This window comes from Massilia orientalis (assembly GCF_030411975.2).
GTDB classification, from domain to species: domain Bacteria; phylum Pseudomonadota; class Gammaproteobacteria; order Burkholderiales; family Burkholderiaceae_D; genus Telluria; species Telluria orientalis.
In genome coordinates, this window is record NZ_JASNRB020000005.1 from 318,538 (window position 1) to 336,600 (window position 18,063).

The window sequence follows — 18,063 nt, forward strand, 5'->3', positions numbered from 1 at the left end:
AATCGCTTGCCAATCCCGCCAGCATGACTTTTACGGAAGCTCGTCGAGCACGGCCGGACGCAGGTGATCGACCTCGCCCCAGCTGTCCAGGACGAGGCTGCGATCGGCCGGATCGAAGCGGAAACGGTTGATGCTGGCGTTGTAGACCTTGAAGTCGCGTGGCGTCTCCAGCGGCAGCCCGCGCGCGAGCCGGTAGGCGCATTCCAGCACGCCGCCATGCGCGACCAGCGCGATCGTCTTGCCCGGGTTGTCCGCCGCGAGCGCGAGGATGGCGCCGGTGGCGCGGTCGAAAAACGACCGGAAGCTCTCGCCCACGTTGCGGCCCGGCGGCAGTTGCGCATCGACGTCGCGCGCCTGCCAGGCGGCGAATTCACGTGGGAAACGTTCTTCGATTTCGCTGTACAGCAAGCCTTCGAAGCCACCGTAGCCGCGCTCGCGCAGTGCCGGATCGATGGCCACCGTCAGTCCGCGGCGGTCGGCCATGGCCTGGGCGGTCTGGTGGGCCCGGCGCAAGTCGCTCGCGATGATGAGGTCGAGGGGCTCGCCCGCGAGCGCGCCCGCCAGCAGCGCGGCCTGGCGCTCGCCTTCGTCGTTCAGTGGAATGTCCAGGTGGCCTTGCAGGCGGCGTTCGGCGTTCCAGGCCGTTTCACCGTGGCGGATCAGGAGGAGCTCGGTGGGTGCTGCGGATGCGTTGGTTGTCGTCATGCGGATGCATCGCCCCGCACCGCGGAGCGATCGTGTCGGCTTATAAAAATATCAGGAAGGCTGGCCGATCAGGTTGCCCGTCACGTCCGGATTGAGCGAGTAGACGCCGAAGATCTTCGCCTCGTCCAGGATGTGCCCCGTGATGGCCAGGCGCACTTCCTTGCCGGTGAACCGGCCCGCCAGCGGCAAACGTGGAATGTCGAGGGCGTACAGCGTAAAGACATAGGTGTGCACGCGTTCGTCGTTCCACGGCGGGCATGGGCCGTCGTAGCCATAGTATTCGCCGGCCATGTCGGGATCGTTCGCGAACCAGCCCGTGTAATCGTTGATGCCGTGGCGGAGCTGGTGTTCCGTGCCGTTCTTGATCGTGAACGGCACCAGCGGCCCGCTCTTGCCGCCCGGCGTGACCATGTCCGAGAACTTGCCCTCGGCGAAGGATTTCAGGCACACGGGAATGTCGACGAGGGACCAGTGATAGAAATCCGTGCGCGGCAGCGCATCGGGCACGGTCCGGCCCTCCTTGTTCACGTCGGTGCCGTCCGTCGGCACGTCGATGTCGTGCACGAGCAGGACCAGCGACTGCGTACCGGCCGGCACGTCGTCCCAGGCGATGTGCGGGCTGCGGTTGGTCGACAGCTTGATGTGGTTGCCGGGGTCCATCTCGGCGAACGCACATCTGGGCGGAATCATGTCGCCCTCGGTAAAGGAATCGCTCCAGATCTTCATGTTCTCTCTCCCTGCATCCTTAGCCTCAGACTCTCGCCGCGGCGCGCGGTTTCCGAATTCAGTTCGCGACACGGGGTGGATCAATGCGCAGCCAGAACGTCACCGGTCCGTCATTGATCAGCGCCACCTTCATGTCGGCGCCGAAACGACCCGTTTCGACGATACCGTGACGCTCGCGCGCCTGGCGCACGACATGGTCGAACAGCCGGCGTCCGTCCTCGGGCGCGGCGGCAGGAGAAAACGACGGGCGGGTGCCGGAGCGGGTGTCGGCCGCCAGCGTGAACTGCGGCACGAGCAGCAGGCCGCCCGCCACGTCCGTCACGCTGCGGTTCATCTTGCCGGCGTCGTCGGCGAACACGCGGTAGGTCAGCAGCTTCGCGAGCAGCGCGTCGGCTTCCCGCTCGGTGTCGCCCTTTTCCGCGCACACGAGCACCATCAGGCCGCGCCCGATCGCACCCGTGACCTCGCCGTCGACCGTGACGCTGGCCTCGCTGACCCGTTGCAGCAGGCCGATCATGCCGTGAGCGTCACGCGGGCGAACTTGCGCTTGCCGACCTGCAGCACGAACGTGCCGGCCTGCACCTGCAAGGCCTTGTCGGAGACGACCGTGCCGTCGATGCGCACGCCGCCCTGGTCGATCATGCGCATCGCTTCCGAGCTGGAGGCGCACAAGGCCGTCTGGCGCAGCAGTTGCGGCAGGCCCAGGGGCGCGCCGGCGATGGCCACTTCCGGCACGTCGTCCGGAATGCCGCCCTTGGAGCGGTTGACGAAGTCGGCCAGCGCATCCTCGGCCGCCTGCTGCGAGTGGAAGCGGGCCACGATTTCCTGGGCCAGCGCCACCTTCGCATCGCGCGGGTTGCGGCCGCCCTCGACTTCCGCCTTCAACGCCGCCAGGTCCTGGAGCGAACGGAACGACAGCAGCTCGTAGTACTTCCACATCATCACGTCCGAGATGCTCATCAGCTTGCCGAACATCGTGTTGGCCGGTTCCGTGATGCCGATGTAGTTGTTCTTGGACTTGGACATCTTTTCGACGCCGTCCAGGCCTTCCAGCAGCGGCATCGTCAGGATGCACTGCGGTTCCTGGCCATAATCTTTCTGCAGTTCACGGCCGACCAGCAGATTAAATTTCTGGTCCGTTCCACCCAGCTCAAGGTCCGATTTCAAAGCGACGGAATCATAGCCCTGCATCAAAGGATAGAGGAACTCATGGACGGAAATGGGAGTCCCACTCTTGTAGCGCTTGGTAAAGTCGTCGCGCTCCATCATGCGGGCCACGGTGTAGCGCGAGGCCAACTGGATCATGCCGCGCGCGCCGAGGGCGTCGCACCATTCGGAGTTGTAGCGGATTTCCGTGCGCGCCGGGTCGAGCACGAGCGACGCCTGCCTGAAATAGGTGGTGGCGTTCGCTTCGATCTGCTCGCGGGTCAGCGGCGGACGGGTCGCGTTGCGGCCCGACGGGTCGCCGATCATCGACGTGAAATCGCCGATCAGGAAGATCACCTGGTGGCCCAGGTCCTGCAGTTGGCGCAGCTTGTTCAGCACCACCGTGTGGCCCAGGTGCAGGTCGGGCGCCGTCGGGTCCAGGCCCAGCTTGATGCGCAGCGGCGTGCCGCTCTGTTCCGAACGGGCCAGTTTCTGGGCAAATTCGCTCTCGATCAGCAGTTCGTCCACACCGCGCTTGGTGATGGCGAGGGCTTCCTGGACGGCGTCGCTCAGGGGCAGAGGAGCCGGACCGGCTGCTGGCGTTGCAATTTTTGCATTACCAGAAATTTCTGGAGAAGTCATAAAAAATTTGTAGGAAAAGGACTAAAGCGGTTGTAAGACCCGGTATTTTGATATAATTCGCGATCCCATCAATCTTGCCGCACGAAAAGTTTCAACGACAACACTAATAACAACGACAAAAAATCACGGTGTCTTGGGCTGTTCAAGCGGTAAATTTTAACTGATTGCATGAACCCATTACAGAAAATCGCCGGCAAGCGCTGGTTTGGCCTGGCTGAAACGAGCCGCAAAACCCGCATCGTAGCCGGGGGTACTGCAGCCCTGGCACTGTGCGCCTTCGGCGCCACCGCAGTCGCCCCGATCGCTCCGGACGCGTCGGACATGCCGGTCAAATCAGTCGCGCAAGACCTGCAACTGCCGAACCTGGCAGACCAGATCGCCGCCCTCCAGCAAGACCAGCAACAATTCATCCACGAAGAACGCATCCGTGCCGGCGACTCGCTCGGCACCGTGTTCAATCGCCTCGGCATCGAAGACCAGCAAGCGCAAGCCTTCGTCCGCAGCGACAAGACTGCCCGCTCCATCCTCTCGCTCAAGACCGGCAAGCGCATCCAGGCCGAGACCGACGAGAACGGGCTGCTGCTGACCCTGCACGCGACGATCGCCGACAAGGACCAGTTCAAGACCGTCACCATCACGCGCAAGGGCGACAAATTCGTATCGAATGCCGCGCCCGCACAGCTCGAGCGCCGCGTTGAGATGCGTTCGCGCAACATCAACAGCTCGCTGTACGCTGCCACCGACGATGCCGTCGACGGCAGCCAGATCCCCGATTCCGTCGTCAACCAGATCATCGAGATGTTCTCGACGAGCATCGACTTCCGCTCGGACCTGAAGCGCGGCGACCGTTTCAACGTCGTCTACGAAACCTTCTGGCTGGATGGCGAGATGGTGCGCACGGGCCGCATCCTGGCCGGCGAGTTCGTCAACCGCGGCGTCGCCTACCAGTCCGTCTGGTACGAAGACCCCGTCACCCACCAGGGCGGTTACTACAGCCTGGACGGCAAGTCGCTGAAGAAGGCATTCCTGAAGTCGCCGGTGGCGTTCAACCGCATCTCGTCGGGCTTCTCGATGCGCGTGCACCCGGTGTTCGGCACCTGGAAGAAGCACGAAGGCGTCGACATGGCCGCGCCGATGGGCACCCCGATCAAGGCATCGGGCGACGGCGTCGTCGAATTCGTCGGCACCCAGAACGGCTACGGCAACTTCGTCGTGCTCAAGCACTGGTCCAACTACAGCACCGCGTACGGCCACATGAGCCGCTTCGCCAGCGGCCTGCACCGCGGCCAGAAGGTGTCGCAGGGCGACGTGATCGGCTACGTGGGCACGACGGGCTGGGCAACGGGTCCGCACCTGCACTACGAATTCCGCATCGGCGGCCGCGCCACCGACCCGATGGCAATGAAGAACCTGCAGCAGCAGCCGCTGACGCCGGGCGAAATGACCCGCTTCAAGATGGCCGCGGCCGAGATGTCGCACCGCTTCTCGCTGCTGTCGCCGGCCGGTAACGCGATGGCTGCGCGCTGATCCTTCAGCGTTGCACATATGGACGCCTTGCACGGCTTGCCTGCAAGGCGTTTTGCTTTTAGGAATCGATCATGGCATCCACTCTCTACATCGGGCTGATGTCCGGCACCAGCCTGGATGGCGTCGACGGCGTGCTGGCCGATTTTTCCGGCCGCGGCATCCGCACCCTGGACGCCGCGTTCACGCCCTTCCCGGCCGACCTGCGCGCCGAACTGATGGCCTTGCAGGCCGCCGGCGCCAACGAACTGGAGCGCGAAGCGCTGGCCGCCAACGCGCTGGCGCGCTGTTACGCCGAGTGCGTCAAGACGCTGGCTGCCGCGGCGCCGGGCCCGGTCCGCGCCGTCGCCGTGCACGGCCAGACGATCCGCCACCGCCCCGAACTGGGTTTTACCCGCCAGACGAATAATCCGGCGCTGCTGGCGGAACTGGCCGGCATCGACGTCATCGCCGACTTCCGCAGCCGCGACGTCGCCGCCGGCGGCCAGGGCGCCCCGCTCGTCCCCGCGTTCCACGAAGCCCGTTTCGGCAAGCGCAACCAGGTGCGCGTCGTCGTCAACATCGGCGGCATCGGCAACATCAGCGTGCTGCACGGCGACGGCCGCGTGACCGGCTACGACACCGGCCCCGGCAACGTGCTGATGGACCTGTGGATCGCGCGCCACCAGGGCAAGGCCTACGACCAGGACGGCGCCTGGGCCGCGACGGGCACCGTCGACGCGCCCCTGCTCGACCTGCTGCTCGATGAACCCTATTTCCGCCAGCCGCCGCCCAAGAGCACGGGCCGGGACCTGTTCCACGCCGACTGGCTCGATGCGAAACTGGCGCAGCGGCCGGGCGTGTCTCCGGCCGACGTGCAGGCCACCCTGACGCGCCTGACGGCCGTGACGATCGCCCGCGCCATCCAGGCGGAGGCCGACGCGCAAGCCGTCTACGTGTGCGGCGGCGGCGCCTATAACGGCGTGCTGCTGCGCGACCTCGCCGACGCGCTCGGCGGTACTATCCCGGTCGCGTCGACGGGCACGCTGGGCGTCGCGCCGAACCGCGTGGAAGCCCTCGCCTTCGCATGGCTCGGCTACCGCTTCCTGCGGCGCCAGCCGGGCAACCTGCCGGCCGTGACGGGGGCCGCGGGGCCACGCATCCTCGGCGCGCTGTATCCGGCCTGATTCCTCAAGCCATCCCGGCGCGGCCGGCCACCAGCATGTCGATCAGCGCGCGCGAGGCGGCCGACAGGCTGCGGTGGGCCGGATAGATCAGGGAGAATGTCCGCGTGCGCCCGCCCAGGCCGGGCAACACCTCGGTCAGGCGGCCCGCGGCCAGGCTGTCCTCGGCAAAGATGCGCGGGCACAGCGCGATGCCCATCCCCTGCTCCGCGAACCACACGACGCCCATGACGTCCGTCGCCACCGTGACGGCGGCCGGCGGCATCCAGTCGATGTCGCGCCCGTCGTCGCGCAAATGCCAGGGGATCACGCGGCCGGTGCTGGGACGGATGAAGGCGATGCAGCGCTGGCGCGCCAGGTCGGCGAGGCCGCACAACGGTCCTGCCGCCTCCAGGTAGTCCGGCGCGGCGACCAGGCACAGCGGCGACACTTCAAGCGGACGCGCCACCATGCTGCTGCTCGGGAGCGGACCGGAACGGATGGCCAGGTCGAACCCTTCCGCCACCAGGTCGACGTTGCGGTTGCTGATGTCGACCTCCAGTTCGACCAGCGGATAGGCGCGCGCATAGGCGGCGAGCAGCGCGGGCAGGCGTTGCTTGCCGTAGCTGGTGGGCACGCTCATGCGCACCTTGCCGCTCAGCTGCACCGTCGTGCTGCGGATCGTGCGTTCCGCCTGCTCGATCTGCGCGAACGCGCCGCGCACCTCCTCGGCGTAGCGGCGTCCGGCATCGGTGAGGCTCAGGCTGCGCGTGCTGCGCCGCAACAACTGCGCGCCCAGGCGGGTTTCCAGCCGCGAGACGGCGCGGCTCAGCACCGACGCCGTGGTCGACAGCACCACGGCCGCCGCGCTGAACGACCCGTGCTCGATCACGCTGAGCAACACCTCCACATCCGACAAGTGATCGAACTTGCGGGCCATCTTCACCTTTCACGAACAAATCATTTGCTGATCGCCTAGTTTATTGCACGGTGAGGAGAAAATACAATGTCACCACTCACCATTCATAAGGTCACCCATGGAATTACTGAATAAACTGCAATGGCGCTACGCCACCAAGGCAATGGATCCGACCCGCCCGGTCGCCCAGGACAAGATCGACCGCATCATCGAGGCGGCCCGCCTGGCGCCGACGTCGTCCGGCCTGCAGCCGTACGAGATCCTGGTCATCAAGAATCCGGCACTGCGCGCGCAGATCCGTGAAGTGGCGTGGAACCAGGCACAGGTCACGGATGCGTCGCACCTGCTGGTGTTCGCCGCCTGGGACGACTACACGCCGGAACGCATCAACCACATGTTCGACCTGACCAATGAAGTGCGCGGCTTCCGCAACGAAGGCTGGGAAGCGTACCGCCAGCAACTGCTGTCGACCTATCCGGGCCGCGGCGCGCAGGTGAACTTCGAGCATGCCGCACGCCAGGCCTACATCGGCTTCGGCGCGGCCGTCATCGCGGCCGCGTTCGAGGAAGTCGACGCGACGCCGATGGAAGGCTTCGACCCGGCGGCCGTCGACGCCATCCTGAAACTGCGCGAACAACACCTGCGCAGCGTCGTGATGCTGCCGCTGGGCTACCGCCAGGCCGAGCAGGACTGGCTGGTCAACCTGCCGAAGGTGCGCCGCCCGCTCGACCAGTTCGTCACCGAAGTCGACTGATCCCGCGGCGGCGGATCGTTTGTAACAAAACCACGTTCGCCTTCTCAGCGGCACACGGCACTTGTACCATTGCGCTATCCAATGTGCTTAAGAAAGATTTCGCAATGACCTACACGAATTTCACCCGCGCGCTCGCCCTGGCGCTGGCCGCCGCCGCCGTGGTGTCCGTACCCGCTCAAGCCGACAGCTTCGCGTCGTCCGCCTCCAGCGCGGGTTCCGCATCGTCGGGCAGCATTTCCGATTCGATCGGCGGCTCCAGCAACAGCTCGAGCGGCGACAACAAGCGCGCGGAGACCGGCCCGTACCGCGTGATCGACGTCGCCGTGGCGCCGGCCAAGGCGGGCAAGGAAGCAAAAACGCGCATCACGCTGCGCGCCGTCGCGGGCGATGCCGCCACCCAGTTCTGGGTCGACGTGCCCGACCGCGCGCTGGCCGACCGCCGCGTCGGCAAGGGCGAAGTCGTGCAAGTGAACGAGCGCGTGTACGGCTACGAATTCGCGTACGGCGACACGAAGCAGCCGTTCTTCCTCGCGCTGCAGGACGACTGGTACCGCGACCTCGCGTCGCGCAAAGTGACGATCTGATGTTCCGGCGGTTCCTCGCGGCCGCGCTGCTGCTGTGCGCGAGCGCGGGGGCATCGGCCGGCATCCCGACCTTCTGCGACCGCGCCGACAAGGTCACGGCCGCGGACCAGGACCGCGTGCTGCGCTTCGCCGCCGCGGTGAAGGATGAACTGGCGCGCTCCGGCAGCAATCTCGCCCTCGTCGCGCGCGCGGGCCTGGACCTCTCCCGTTTCGGCCTGCTGTATTCGCACGCGGGCATCGCGCTGAAGAACAATCCCGGTGGGCCGTGGGCCGTGCGCCAGTTGTATTACGCGTGCGACGAATCGCGTCCGCGCCTGTTCGACCAGGGCATGTCCGGCTTCGTGCTCGGCGCCGACGCGCCCACGCATGGCCACGTCGCCCTGCTGTTCCCACCCGAGCAGGACAGCGCGCTGCTGGAGAAGGCCGCGCTCGACAAGCCGCTGGCCCTCGCCCTGCTGGGCACGAGCTACAGCGCCAATGCGTACGCGTTCGGCACGCGCTACCAGAACTGCAACCAGTGGGTGGCGGAGCTGATCGCGTTCGCGTGGGGCCGGCTCGACCCGGCCGATCCCGCGCGTGCGCGTGCGCAGGCCTGGCTGCGCGCGCAAGACTACGCGGCCTCGCCCGTCCGCATCCCGTCGCACTGGCTGATGTTCGCCGGCCAGTTCGTGCCCCTCGTGCACGTGGGCGACCATCCGCTCGACGACATCCACGCGCTCGCGCTGCACATCAGCGTGCCGACCGCGATCGAGGACTTCGTCAGGAAAGAAGCCCCGCGGACGCGCCGCGTGGAACTGTGCCACGACGAGCGCCACATCGTCGTGCACCGCGGCTGGGAACCACTGGGACCGGGCTGCGAGCCGCTGCCCGGTGACGACGTGATCGCCCTTGCGCCCTGATGTAAGATGACGCCTCCGTCAACTTATCCAACCGTCCATGTCCAGCCAACTGCTCCGCCACGTCGTCCTGTTCTCGTTCAAGGATGACGCTTCGTACGACGACGTCGACGCCATCGTGACCGGCTTCGCCGCCCTGCCCGCGGCCATCCCCGGCATCACCGCCTACGAGTGGGGCACGAACGTGAGCCCGGAAGGCCTGAACGACGGTTTCACGCACTGTTTTACCCTGACGTTCGCGCAAGCCGAAGACCGCGACGCCTACCTCGTGCACCCGGCGCACCGGCGCTTCGTCGAGACGCTCAAGCCTTCTCTCGCCAAATCGCTGGTGCTGGACTACTGGGCGAAATAACGCCCCGGCTTACTCTTTGTGGACGGCGCTCCAGACCATGTCCGGCAGCGTCACGTCCACGGACATGGGCAGGTCGTCCGCCGCCTGCCCGAACAGCACGCGGTACGTGCCGGCGCGGACGCGCCAGCTGTTGTCCGCGACCTCGTACGTCGCCAGCAGGCGCGGATCGACGGCCTGCGTGAACGTGTTCGCGCCGCCTGCCTGCAGATCGAGCTTGTGGAACGCGACGAGACGCTTCGGCGCTTCCCAGCCCGACGCCTTCAGGTCCGCCGGTGCCACGTACACCTGCACGACACCCTTGCCCGCGAGCTTGCCCGTGTTGCGCAGCGCGGCGCCGACCGTCAGCGCGCCATTGGCGACGTTCGCCTTCGGCTCCGCGACGGCGAAGTTCGTATAGCTCAGGCCATGGCCGAACGCGAATAACGGTTTATACCCTTTCGCGTCGTACCACTTGTAGCCGATCGCCGCGCCTTCGTGATACGTGATGTGGACGGGGATGCCGTCCGGCTTGCCGAAGCCCGGGATCTCGGCATGCGCCAGCTGCGCGTTCGATGCGGGGAAGCTGATCGGCAGGTGCCCGGACGGATTCACTTTACCGGTCAGGATGCGCGCGATCGCCTGGCCGCCGCGGATGCCGGGATAGAACGCTTCCAGCACGGCCGGCACCTGCGGCAGCCACGGCATCAGGATCGCACCGCCGGATTCCACGACGACGATCGTCTTCGGATTCGCGCGCGCGACGGCGGCGACCAGCGCATCCTGGTTGCCGTCCAGTTCCAGTTTGCCGTCGAAGCCCTCGCCCATCCACTGCGTCACGAACACGACGGCGACCTCGGACTGCTTCGCCAGTGCGACGGCGGCGTCGATGTCCTTGCCGCTCGCGTACGCAACCTTCGCCTTCGGCAGTTCGGCTTTCAACGCGGCCAGCGGCGCCGACGGCATGTAGATCACGGGGCCCGGCCACTTCGTCGGTTCCAGGTTCGGCACGGCATTGCCGCCGACGGGCGTCACGCCGGACGACCCGCCGCCCGCCAGCACGCCCTTGTCCGCATGGCCGCCGATGACGGCCACCGACTTCACGTTCGTCAGCGGCAGCAGGTTGCCCTCGTTCTTCAGCAGCACGAGCGATTCCTCGGCGGCGCGCTGCGCGACGTTCGCATGCGCGGCGAAATCGATCTTGCCGGGCTTGGCCGGATCGTCGAACACGCCGGTCTGGAACAGCGGCCACAGGATGCGCTGCGCCATGTCGTCGAGGCGCCGCATCGACACCTCACCCTTGTTCATCGCCTCCTTGAAATTCTTCGCCGAGTAGAACGGGCCGTGATGATTGCAGCACGGGTAGCCGGTGAACTGGTCGAGGCCATAGTTGGCGGCGTCCGCCGTCGAGTGGACGGCGCCCCAGTCGGCCATCACATAGCCCTTGAACTTCCAGTCCTGCTTCAGCGTCTTGTTCAACAGGTATTCGTTCTCGCACGCCCAGCGGCCGTTCACGAGGTTGTACGAGCACATGACGGAGCCCGGCTTCGACAGCTCGTCGACGAACTCGAACGCGAGCAGGTCCGACTGGCGCATCGCCTCGGGCGAGATCGTGACGTCGACCGTCGTGCGCTGGCTTTCGTGGTCGTTGACGGCGAAGTGCTTCATCGTCGACACCACGTGGCGCGCCTGGATGCCGTTGATGAGACCTGCTGCCATGCGGCCGGCCAGCAGCGGATCCTCGCCCACGTATTCGAAGTTGCGGCCATTGCGCGGCTCGCGCGCCAGGTTCGCGCCGCCGGCCAGGAACGTGTTGAAGCCGGAGGCGCGCGCCTCGTCCGCGATCATGCGGCCGCCCGCTTCGGAGACGGCCGGGTCGAAGCTGGCCGCCGTCGCCAGCGAGGACGGCAGCGCGGTGCGCTCCATGCCGCCCACGCGCACGCCGATCGACGCGTCGGTCTGCCACTGCGGCGGGATGCCGAGGCGCGCGATGCCCGGCACGTAGCCGGCCGAGCCCTCGATATGGTGCGCCGCGACGTCGGCCTTGATTGCCGGCGGCACGATATCGTCCGGCTGCTTCGCCAGGTCTTTTTTGTCCGTGTAGCTGACGATCAGCAGCAGCTTTTCGTCGAGCGTCATCGCGGCGACGGCGGCGCGGGCGCGTTCGTCGGCGGATTTCGATTTGTCGAGCCACGCGCGGTCCTGCGCCTGCGCGCCCATCGCCGCGCAGGCGAGAAGAACGGCGACGGTCGTCTGTTTCATCATGGTTGTCTCCTTGTTATTTGTTGTTTGCATCGATCACGCGGAATTCGCCGCCGACGTGCATCATGCTCATCAGGTACAGCATCCCGTCGAAATAGCGCTGCTCGCCGCTGGGCACGGGCGTGTCCCACAGCGCGCGCAGGAAGTCGTCGGACACCTGTCCCGGCGTGGCCGCCAGGCTGCCGACGGCGGCCGCCGCCAGCATGCCGGTCGAGTGGCGGTCGGACTGGGGCTTGCCGTCCAGCGTGTAACGGTCGGCGAAGCGGTCTATCCCTTGCGAAGACAGGAAGCGCTGGACGCGGTCGCTCAAAGCCTGCTGGCGCGGGTCCTTGTTCCACCAGGTGCTGTCGACGGACCAGTTGCTGATCGTGCGCCAGCTGTCGTAGCTGAACGAACCCGGGCTGCCGTCCCAGTTCTTCAGCGGCGTGCCGTCGAAATCGGCGCGGTCGGGACCGAGGCCCGTCCCGGGGTCGGCCGTCTTCACGAAGAAGTCGCGGCTGACGCTCGCCGCGCGGGCCCAGAACGCGCGGTCTTCGCGCGGGCCCCAGCGCGCCCACAGCTCGTAGAACGCGGGCAGGTGGTACGACGGATCGGTGCCGGGGATGAACGTCTCGGGCACGAAGCGGACCATCGCGTGGGCCTCGTCGACCATGGGCCCGACGGTGACGGCGCGCGGCGCGCGGTGCGGGCGCTGCGGCGGCCACGGCTTGCCGGCTTTCTGCGCCTGTTCCTGTGCGTGGCGGTTGTTAGGGCTGGGCCAGGGCGTGGCCGGCTCGACGAAGGGTTGATCGCCGGGGTGGATGCGGAACGGCGGCGTGGCCGTCACGACCGGATGGTGCCGCATGCCGCGCAGGATGGTATCGGCTTCCTTCTGGTAGTCGTAGATCCCCTTCCCGTTACCCCAGCGCCGCGCCGCGAAATACAGCGCCATCGCATAGTATTCCTCGCCGTCCGGCGCGGCCCCGGTGGCGCGCGGCGTGCCGTCCGTGCCCATCGACCACGCGAAATAGCCGCGCGACGGGTTGGCGGGATCGGTCGTGAGCATGGTCGTCTTCGACCAGTTCCACAGCGCGTCGAACTCGCGCTTCTTGCCGAGTTGGACGGCGATCATCATGCCGTAGCTCATGCCTTCCGTGCGGGCGTCGTTGTTGGCCCAGTCCGTGATGTACGCGAGCGTGCCGTTGGCGTTGGCGCCCGTTTCGAAATAGACGCGCTCCTCCTGGCCATCGCCATGGAACAACCGCTGGAAGGCTTGCTCGATCTTCGCGTGCGTCTCTTGCGGGCTGCGTCCCAGGCGTTCGGCGAACAGGTTGCGGTAGCGCTGCGTGCGGTAGGCGCCGGCGCCGTCATCGGTTGCCGCCGTGGTGGTGGTGGCAGCTTGATGAGTGGGTGATACTTGCGCGTGGGCGGCACCCGCCCAGGCGAGGATGATAGCGGTAACACCGCAAAGTAAAGTTGGTGCCCTCGACATTGTTTTTCTCTCGTTATGGGGGTTGTGTGTCTCCTTGCCGCCACGTTCGTGGAGCGTGGTCAGTGTACTACGCGCGTGACTGTTAGCAATTGTTAATGACTTGTCATTACGGCGGCATCCAACACTTTGGACGGACGAAAAAAAACCGCCCCGGCAATGCCGAGGCGGCTTTCGATGTGGAGGCTTTATCGATTACATCGAGAACGAGGAACCGCAACCGCAGGTCGACTGGGCGTTCGGGTTCTTGATGACGAACTGGGCGCCTTCGAGGTCGTCCTTGTAGTCGATCTCGGCGCCGACCAGGTACTGGTAGCTCATCGAGTCGATCAACAGCTGAACGCCGTTCTTTTCCATCGTCGTGTCGTCTTCGTTCACGATTTCGTCGAAGGTAAAGCCGTACTGGAAGCCCGAGCAACCGCCGCCCTGCACGAACACACGGAGTTTCAGGTCGGGATTGCCTTCTTCCTCGATCAGTTGAGCAACCTTCTGGGCAGCGCTGTCGGTGAAATTGATGGGCGTAGGGATCGTGTCTTGTGCGTTTTGCACTTCGGCGACTGCATTCATGGATAAACTCCTGATTGGATTCGGATTTCGTCCATTATAGACCGTTGGCGCCAGTCATGCTGAAGCCCCTTCGGCCGCTACGCCGAGGTGGAAGACGGGTTCGGCGGCCGCCACCGACTCGGCGTGATGGGTCAGCTTGCCGGTGACGAGGGCGCCGCCGTGCATTTCCAGCAGGCGGTAATGAACATCTCCATGTATGCGGCCTTTCGGCTGCAATTCAAGGAGTTCGGACGAATACACCGTGCCCGCGATATACCCGTTGACGACGAGGTTGGAACAGCGCACCTCGCCTTCGATGCGCGCGTGTTCGGAGACGATCAGCACGCTGTCGTTGCCGTCCGCGGCCACCACGTTGCCGTGCACCTCGCCGTCGATGCGCAGGCCGCCGGTGAATACGAGATCCCCTTCGATGCGTGCGGAAATGCCGATCAGGCTATCGATTTCGCTTTTTGCGTTACGACCGAACATGATTGTCCCCTGTGCTTGGCGTTGGTTCTGTCCAACAGTCAATGTACCGTTGCCAACACAGGTCGCCTTGATCTGTGTCTGCAGATCAAGGCTTGCCAGGAGACGCGATTACGGCAGCAGCGCGATCTGCTTCAGGCCGGTACTTTCCGGCAGGCCGAACATCAGATTCATGCACTGCACGGCTTGGCCGGACGCGCCCTTGACCAGGTTGTCCTGTACGACGAGGATGACGACGGTGTTGCCGTTGTCCGGACGGTGCAGCGCGATGCGCAGCATGTTCGAACCGCGCGTCGAGCGGGTTTCCGGGTGCGAGCCGAACGGCATGACGTCGACGAATTCCGCGTCCTTGTACTGCTCTTCGAACAGGGCTTGCAGGGCGTCGTTCGTGATGTCCTGGGTGAGGCGCGCGTACAGCGTCGAATGCATGCCGCGGATCATCGGTACGAGATGCGGCGTGAAGATCAGGCCGACCTTCTGGTCCGTGTAGCGCTGCAGCTGAGCCGACGTCTCCGGCGTGTGGCGGTGGCCATGCACGCCATAGGCCTTGAAGTTGTCGCTCGCTTCCGAGAACAGCGTGCCGATCTCGGCCTTGCGGCCGGCGCCGGACACGCCCGACTTGGCATCGGCGATCAGGTTGCCGGCGTCGATGATGCCCGCCTTCAGCAGCGGATAAAAGCCCAGCTGCATCGTGGTCGGATAGCAGCCCGGGTTGGCGATCAGGCGGGCCTTGCTGATATCTTCACGGTTCAGTTCCGGCAGGCCATACACGGCCTCTTCCAGCAGGTCCGGCGCGCTGTGCGGGATCTTGTACCACTTCTCGAACGTGGCCTGGTCCTTCAGGCGGAAGTCGGCCGCGAGGTCGATCACTTTCACGCCGGCGGCGATCAACTCGGGCGCCTGGGCCATGGCGACGCCGTGCGGGGTCGCGAAGAACACGACGTCGCACTGCTTCAGGTCGGCCTTGTCCGGGCTCGAGAACGCGATGTCGACGTGGCCGCGCAGCGAGGGAAACATGTCGGCGACGGGCAGGCCGTCTTCCTTGCGCGAAGTGATGGCGGTCAGCTGCGCCTCGGGGTGGGCAGCGAGCAGGCGCAGCAATTCCACGCCCGTATAGCCGGTGCCGCCAACGATGCCAACTTTGATCATGTCTGTTTCCCCTTGGTAAATAGGTAAGTTCTCGTAAGAACCCACAATTTTAGCAGGGTGCCCAATCACGTGCTGCATTGCCACATGGAATTGGCTCAAATTCGGGGTCAGAGCCCATTTTTGGGCAATTACCCAGTGTTCATTGCCAAAAACCGGGCTCTGACCCCGGTTTTTGGAAACAAAAAAGCCGCCGGCTTTGCAGCGGGCGGCTTTTCGGTCCGGCAGCAGCGCAAAAGCGCTGCGGATCCGATTAACGCTTCGAGAATTGCTTTGCGCGACGTGCTTTGCGCAGACCAACTTTCTTACGCTCGACTTCACGGGCGTCACGGGTGACGAAACCGGCACGTGCCAGGTCGCCCTTCAGGCCTGCGTCGTAGTCGATCAGTGCACGGGTGATGCCGTGGCGCACTGCACCTGCCTGGCCGGACTCGCCGCCGCCATGCACGTTGACCTTGATGTCGAAACGCTCGACGTTGCCGGTCAGTTCCAGCGGTTGACGGATGACCATCAGGCCGGTTTCGCGCGAGAAGTATTCGGCGGCCGGTTTGCCGTTCACGATGATCTGGCCGGTGCCAGCTTTGATGAACACACGGGCCACTGCACTCTTGCGACGGCCAGTGCCGTAGTTGTAGTTACCGATCATGTCAGTTCCTTACTTAGATTTCGAGTGCTTTGGGTTGCTGGGCAGCGTGCGGGTGCGTAGCTTCCGCATACACTTTCAGCTTCTTGATCATTGCGTAGCCCAGCGGGCCCTTCGGCAACATGCCTTTGACGGCTTTTTCCAGGGCGCGGCCCGGGAAACGCTGTTGCATTTTCAGGAAGTTGGTTTCGTAGATACCGCCCGGGTAGCCCGAGTGACGGTAGTACTTCTTGTCGTTGGCTTTGGTGCCGGTCACGCGCAGTTTGCCTGCGTTGACGACGACGATGAAATCACCGGTATCGACGTGCGGAGTAAATTCCGGCTTGTGCTTGCCGCGCAGTCGGAGTGCCACTTCGCTGGCAACACGTCCGAGGACTTTGTCCGTCGCGTCAATCACGTACCAATCGCGCTGGACTTCATGGCCCTTAGCGGAAAAAGTTTTCATGTTGACTTCCTATGTATAGGGAATTAATGCTCGAATGGTGGTTCCGCGGGCGATGCTACATCGCGGACTCTGCCTTATTGTCTTTTCCCGAGCAAATGGAAAGCCCACGACTATAGCCGATTCCTCACCCGACAGTCAAGCCGCACCAGACTGGAGCCAACGCAAAGACCTCCACGCCGAATCATGCAATTTTGCAACTCTTATTTGCAAGAAATATTTGACCACGAAATCGATGTCAAATTAGTATGACCCGCATCGAAGAGGAGACTATTTGTTGAAATCCATCCTGCTCCTGGGCGCGCTGCTGGCGGCCGCGGTGCCGGCGGTACAGGCTGCGCCCGCCACGCCGGCGCAAACGCGCAGCTGCCACCTGCCCGGCGTCGAGGAAGCCCTGCGCTGCCTGACCTTGCCCGTCCCGCTCGAACCCGGCAAGCCGGCCACCCTGGACCTGCATGTGACGATCGCCCCCGCCCTGCGCCAGGGTGCGCGGCCGGATCCGCTGTTCGTGCTGGCAGGCGGTCCCGGTGAAGCGGGCAGCGACGTGCTCCCCCTGTTGTCCACCGCCTTCAAGCGCGTACGCGCCACGCGCGACATCGTGTTCGTCGACCAGCGCGGCACGGGGCTGTCCGGCAAGCTGGAATGCCCGTCCGACGCCGACGCGGATGCGCAGCTGAGCGATGCCGATGCCGACGCCGCCCTGCGCCGCTGCATCGCGGCCAGCAAGGCGCCGTTCGCCGCGTACACGACGGCCGCCGCGGCGCGCGACATCGAATCCGTGCGCCGCGCGCTGGGCTATGACAAGATCAACCTGTGGGGCGGCTCGTACGGGACGCGCCTCGCGCAGGCGTATGCGCGCGCCTACCCCGCGGGCACGCGCGCCCTGCTGCTCGACGCCGTCGCCGCGCCCGACCAGGTGATCCCGGCCGGGGGCCACGACAGCCAGGCCGCGCTCGACCAGTTGTTTGCCCAGTGCGCCAGGGATGCCGCCTGCGCCCGCGCCTATCCGAACCTGCGCGGCGAATTCGACGCCCTCGTCGGCAAGCTCGATGCCGCGCCGTTGACACTCAACCTGCCCGACCCGCGCACGGCGCGCCAGGTCGACGTCACGATGACGAGCGCGCGCCTGCTCGACACCGTGCGCAACATGCTGTACGCGCCGGCCGACGCGCGCCGCCTGCCGTTCCTCGTGCACAGTGCCAGCGCGGGCCGCTGGCAGCCGTTCGTCGCGCGCCGCAACCTGGCCGCCGACTTTTCCCCCGACGGCTCGCCGGCCACGCTGCTGCACCTGGCCGTCGTCTGCGCCGAGGACATGCCGCGCTTTACGCCCGCGCTGGCCGCGAGCGATGCGAGCCCGCTGACGCGCACCTTGGCCGACCGCCTGCGCGGCCTGTGCCGCGCCATGAACGTGCCGGCCGTGCCGGAGACGCCCCCCACGCGTATCGCCGCACCCGTGCTGCTGCTGTCCGGCGCCCTGGACCCGGTCACGCCGCCGCGCCGCGCCCAGGACGCCGCCCGCTTCATGGACCATGCGCAGCTGCTGACGGCGCCGAACGCCGGCCACGGCGTGTCGCAACTGGGCTGCGCCCCGCGCCTGTTGCGCACCTTCCTCGACCGGCCCGACGCGAAAGTCGACGGCGCCTGCCTGAACGAGATCCCGGCCCCGACCTTCCAGCTCGGCAGCGCCGGACCGCAACCCTGAAC

19 protein-coding genes are annotated in these 18,063 nt (G+C 65.7%); 7 read left to right on the plus strand and 12 right to left on the minus strand.

The features are described 5' to 3' along the window. Window positions 1–30 precede the first annotated feature (30 nt). Genes QPK29_RS09995 through tyrS form a run of 4 tightly spaced genes read right to left on the minus strand, consistent with a single transcriptional unit; the run spans window position 31 to window position 3,219 of the window. Window positions 31–705 (minus strand): histidine phosphatase family protein, encoded by a 675-nt coding sequence (locus tag QPK29_RS09995; RefSeq protein ID WP_371768779.1) that lies wholly within the window; start codon window positions 703–705, stop codon window positions 31–33. A 51-nt stretch (window positions 706–756) separates the two neighbouring features. Then, window positions 757–1,431: a YbhB/YbcL family Raf kinase inhibitor-like protein gene (locus tag QPK29_RS10000; RefSeq protein ID WP_056122360.1), complete on the minus strand. Its 675-nt coding sequence runs from the start codon at window positions 1,429–1,431 to the stop codon at window positions 757–759. A gap of 58 nt (window positions 1,432–1,489) precedes the next feature. Then, window positions 1,490–1,948, minus strand: a complete 459-nt coding sequence (gene dtd / locus QPK29_RS10005; protein WP_160409700.1) for a D-aminoacyl-tRNA deacylase — start codon at window positions 1,946–1,948, stop codon at window positions 1,490–1,492. Next, window positions 1,945–3,219: a tyrosine--tRNA ligase gene (tyrS, locus tag QPK29_RS10010; protein ID WP_371768780.1), complete on the minus strand. Its 1,275-nt coding sequence runs from the start codon at window positions 3,217–3,219 to the stop codon at window positions 1,945–1,947. The genes dtd and tyrS overlap by 4 nt, the downstream gene beginning before the upstream one ends. Before the next feature lie 168 nt (window positions 3,220–3,387). Between tyrS and QPK29_RS10015 the strand changes: the two genes are divergently transcribed. Together QPK29_RS10015 and QPK29_RS10020 are read left to right on the plus strand one after the other, a co-directional pair. Further along, window positions 3,388–4,746 (plus strand): M23 family metallopeptidase, encoded by a 1,359-nt coding sequence (locus QPK29_RS10015; RefSeq protein WP_160409702.1) that lies wholly within the window; start codon window positions 3,388–3,390, stop codon window positions 4,744–4,746. 71 nt (window positions 4,747–4,817) lie between these two features. Beyond that, window positions 4,818–5,909, plus strand: coding sequence for an anhydro-N-acetylmuramic acid kinase (locus QPK29_RS10020; RefSeq protein WP_371768781.1), 1,092 nt, complete (start codon window positions 4,818–4,820; stop codon window positions 5,907–5,909). A gap of 4 nt (window positions 5,910–5,913) precedes the next feature. On the opposite strand, the gene QPK29_RS10025 is transcribed toward QPK29_RS10020, so the two are convergent. Next, window positions 5,914–6,825 carry a LysR family transcriptional regulator gene (locus tag QPK29_RS10025; protein ID WP_371768782.1) on the minus strand — a complete coding sequence of 304 codons (912 nt, stop codon included), beginning with the start codon at window positions 6,823–6,825 and terminating at the stop codon, window positions 5,914–5,916. A gap of 97 nt (window positions 6,826–6,922) precedes the next feature. On the opposite strand from QPK29_RS10025, the gene QPK29_RS10030 reads away from it, so the two are divergent. The 4 genes from QPK29_RS10030 to QPK29_RS10045 all read left to right on the plus strand — a co-directional run bounded on the left by QPK29_RS10030 (window position 6,923) and on the right by QPK29_RS10045 (window position 9,390). Further along, on the plus strand, window positions 6,923–7,558 hold the full coding sequence (locus QPK29_RS10030) for an NAD(P)H-dependent oxidoreductase (protein WP_371768783.1): 636 nt from the start codon (window positions 6,923–6,925) through the stop codon (window positions 7,556–7,558). A gap of 104 nt (window positions 7,559–7,662) precedes the next feature. After that, window positions 7,663–8,142, plus strand: coding sequence for a hypothetical protein (locus QPK29_RS10035; RefSeq protein WP_056122340.1), 480 nt, complete (start codon window positions 7,663–7,665; stop codon window positions 8,140–8,142). Further along, a complete protein-coding gene (locus QPK29_RS10040; protein ID WP_371768784.1) occupies window positions 8,142–9,041 on the plus strand; it encodes a DUF2145 domain-containing protein in 900 nt (299 codons plus the stop codon). Before QPK29_RS10035 ends, QPK29_RS10040 begins: the two co-directional genes overlap by 1 nt. 37 nt (window positions 9,042–9,078) lie before the next feature. After that, a complete protein-coding gene (locus QPK29_RS10045) occupies window positions 9,079–9,390 on the plus strand; it encodes a Dabb family protein (RefSeq protein WP_056122332.1) in 312 nt (103 codons plus the stop codon). Between the two features lie 9 nt (window positions 9,391–9,399). Here the strand turns inward: QPK29_RS10045 and QPK29_RS10050 are convergent, their stop codons facing one another. The 7 genes from QPK29_RS10050 to rplM all read right to left on the minus strand — a co-directional run bounded on the left by QPK29_RS10050 (window position 9,400) and on the right by rplM (window position 16,362). After that, window positions 9,400–11,631, minus strand: a complete 2,232-nt coding sequence (locus QPK29_RS10050) for a beta-glucosidase family protein (protein ID WP_371768785.1) — start codon at window positions 11,629–11,631, stop codon at window positions 9,400–9,402. 13 nt (window positions 11,632–11,644) lie between these two features. Then, on the minus strand, window positions 11,645–13,099 hold the full coding sequence (locus QPK29_RS10055; RefSeq protein ID WP_371768786.1) for a glycosyl hydrolase family 8: 1,455 nt from the start codon (window positions 13,097–13,099) through the stop codon (window positions 11,645–11,647). A gap of 192 nt (window positions 13,100–13,291) precedes the next feature. Beyond that, window positions 13,292–13,663: an iron-sulfur cluster insertion protein ErpA gene (gene erpA / locus QPK29_RS10060; RefSeq protein ID WP_056122323.1), complete on the minus strand. Its 372-nt coding sequence runs from the start codon at window positions 13,661–13,663 to the stop codon at window positions 13,292–13,294. A 54-nt stretch (window positions 13,664–13,717) separates the two neighbouring features. Continuing rightward, on the minus strand, window positions 13,718–14,131 hold the full coding sequence (locus tag QPK29_RS10065; protein ID WP_056122320.1) for a bactofilin family protein: 414 nt from the start codon (window positions 14,129–14,131) through the stop codon (window positions 13,718–13,720). A gap of 108 nt (window positions 14,132–14,239) precedes the next feature. Next, the gene (gene argC, locus QPK29_RS10070; protein WP_371768787.1) at window positions 14,240–15,277 is read right to left on the minus strand and encodes an N-acetyl-gamma-glutamyl-phosphate reductase; all 1,038 of its coding nucleotides are present in this window, start codon (window positions 15,275–15,277) and stop codon (window positions 14,240–14,242) included. 250 nt (window positions 15,278–15,527) lie between these two features. Next, on the minus strand, window positions 15,528–15,920 hold the full coding sequence (rpsI, locus tag QPK29_RS10075; protein ID WP_028102305.1) for a 30S ribosomal protein S9: 393 nt from the start codon (window positions 15,918–15,920) through the stop codon (window positions 15,528–15,530). A gap of 13 nt (window positions 15,921–15,933) precedes the next feature. After that, window positions 15,934–16,362: a 50S ribosomal protein L13 gene (rplM, locus tag QPK29_RS10080; RefSeq protein WP_036235400.1), complete on the minus strand. Its 429-nt coding sequence runs from the start codon at window positions 16,360–16,362 to the stop codon at window positions 15,934–15,936. Window positions 16,363–16,633: 271 nt separating this feature from the next. Here rplM and QPK29_RS10085 point away from each other — a divergent pair, with 271 nt between their 5' ends. Continuing rightward, complete coding sequence (locus QPK29_RS10085) at window positions 16,634–18,061, plus strand: alpha/beta hydrolase (RefSeq protein WP_371768788.1); 1,428 nt, start codon at window positions 16,634–16,636, stop codon at window positions 18,059–18,061. The last annotated feature ends 2 nt before the right edge of the window (window positions 18,062–18,063 follow it).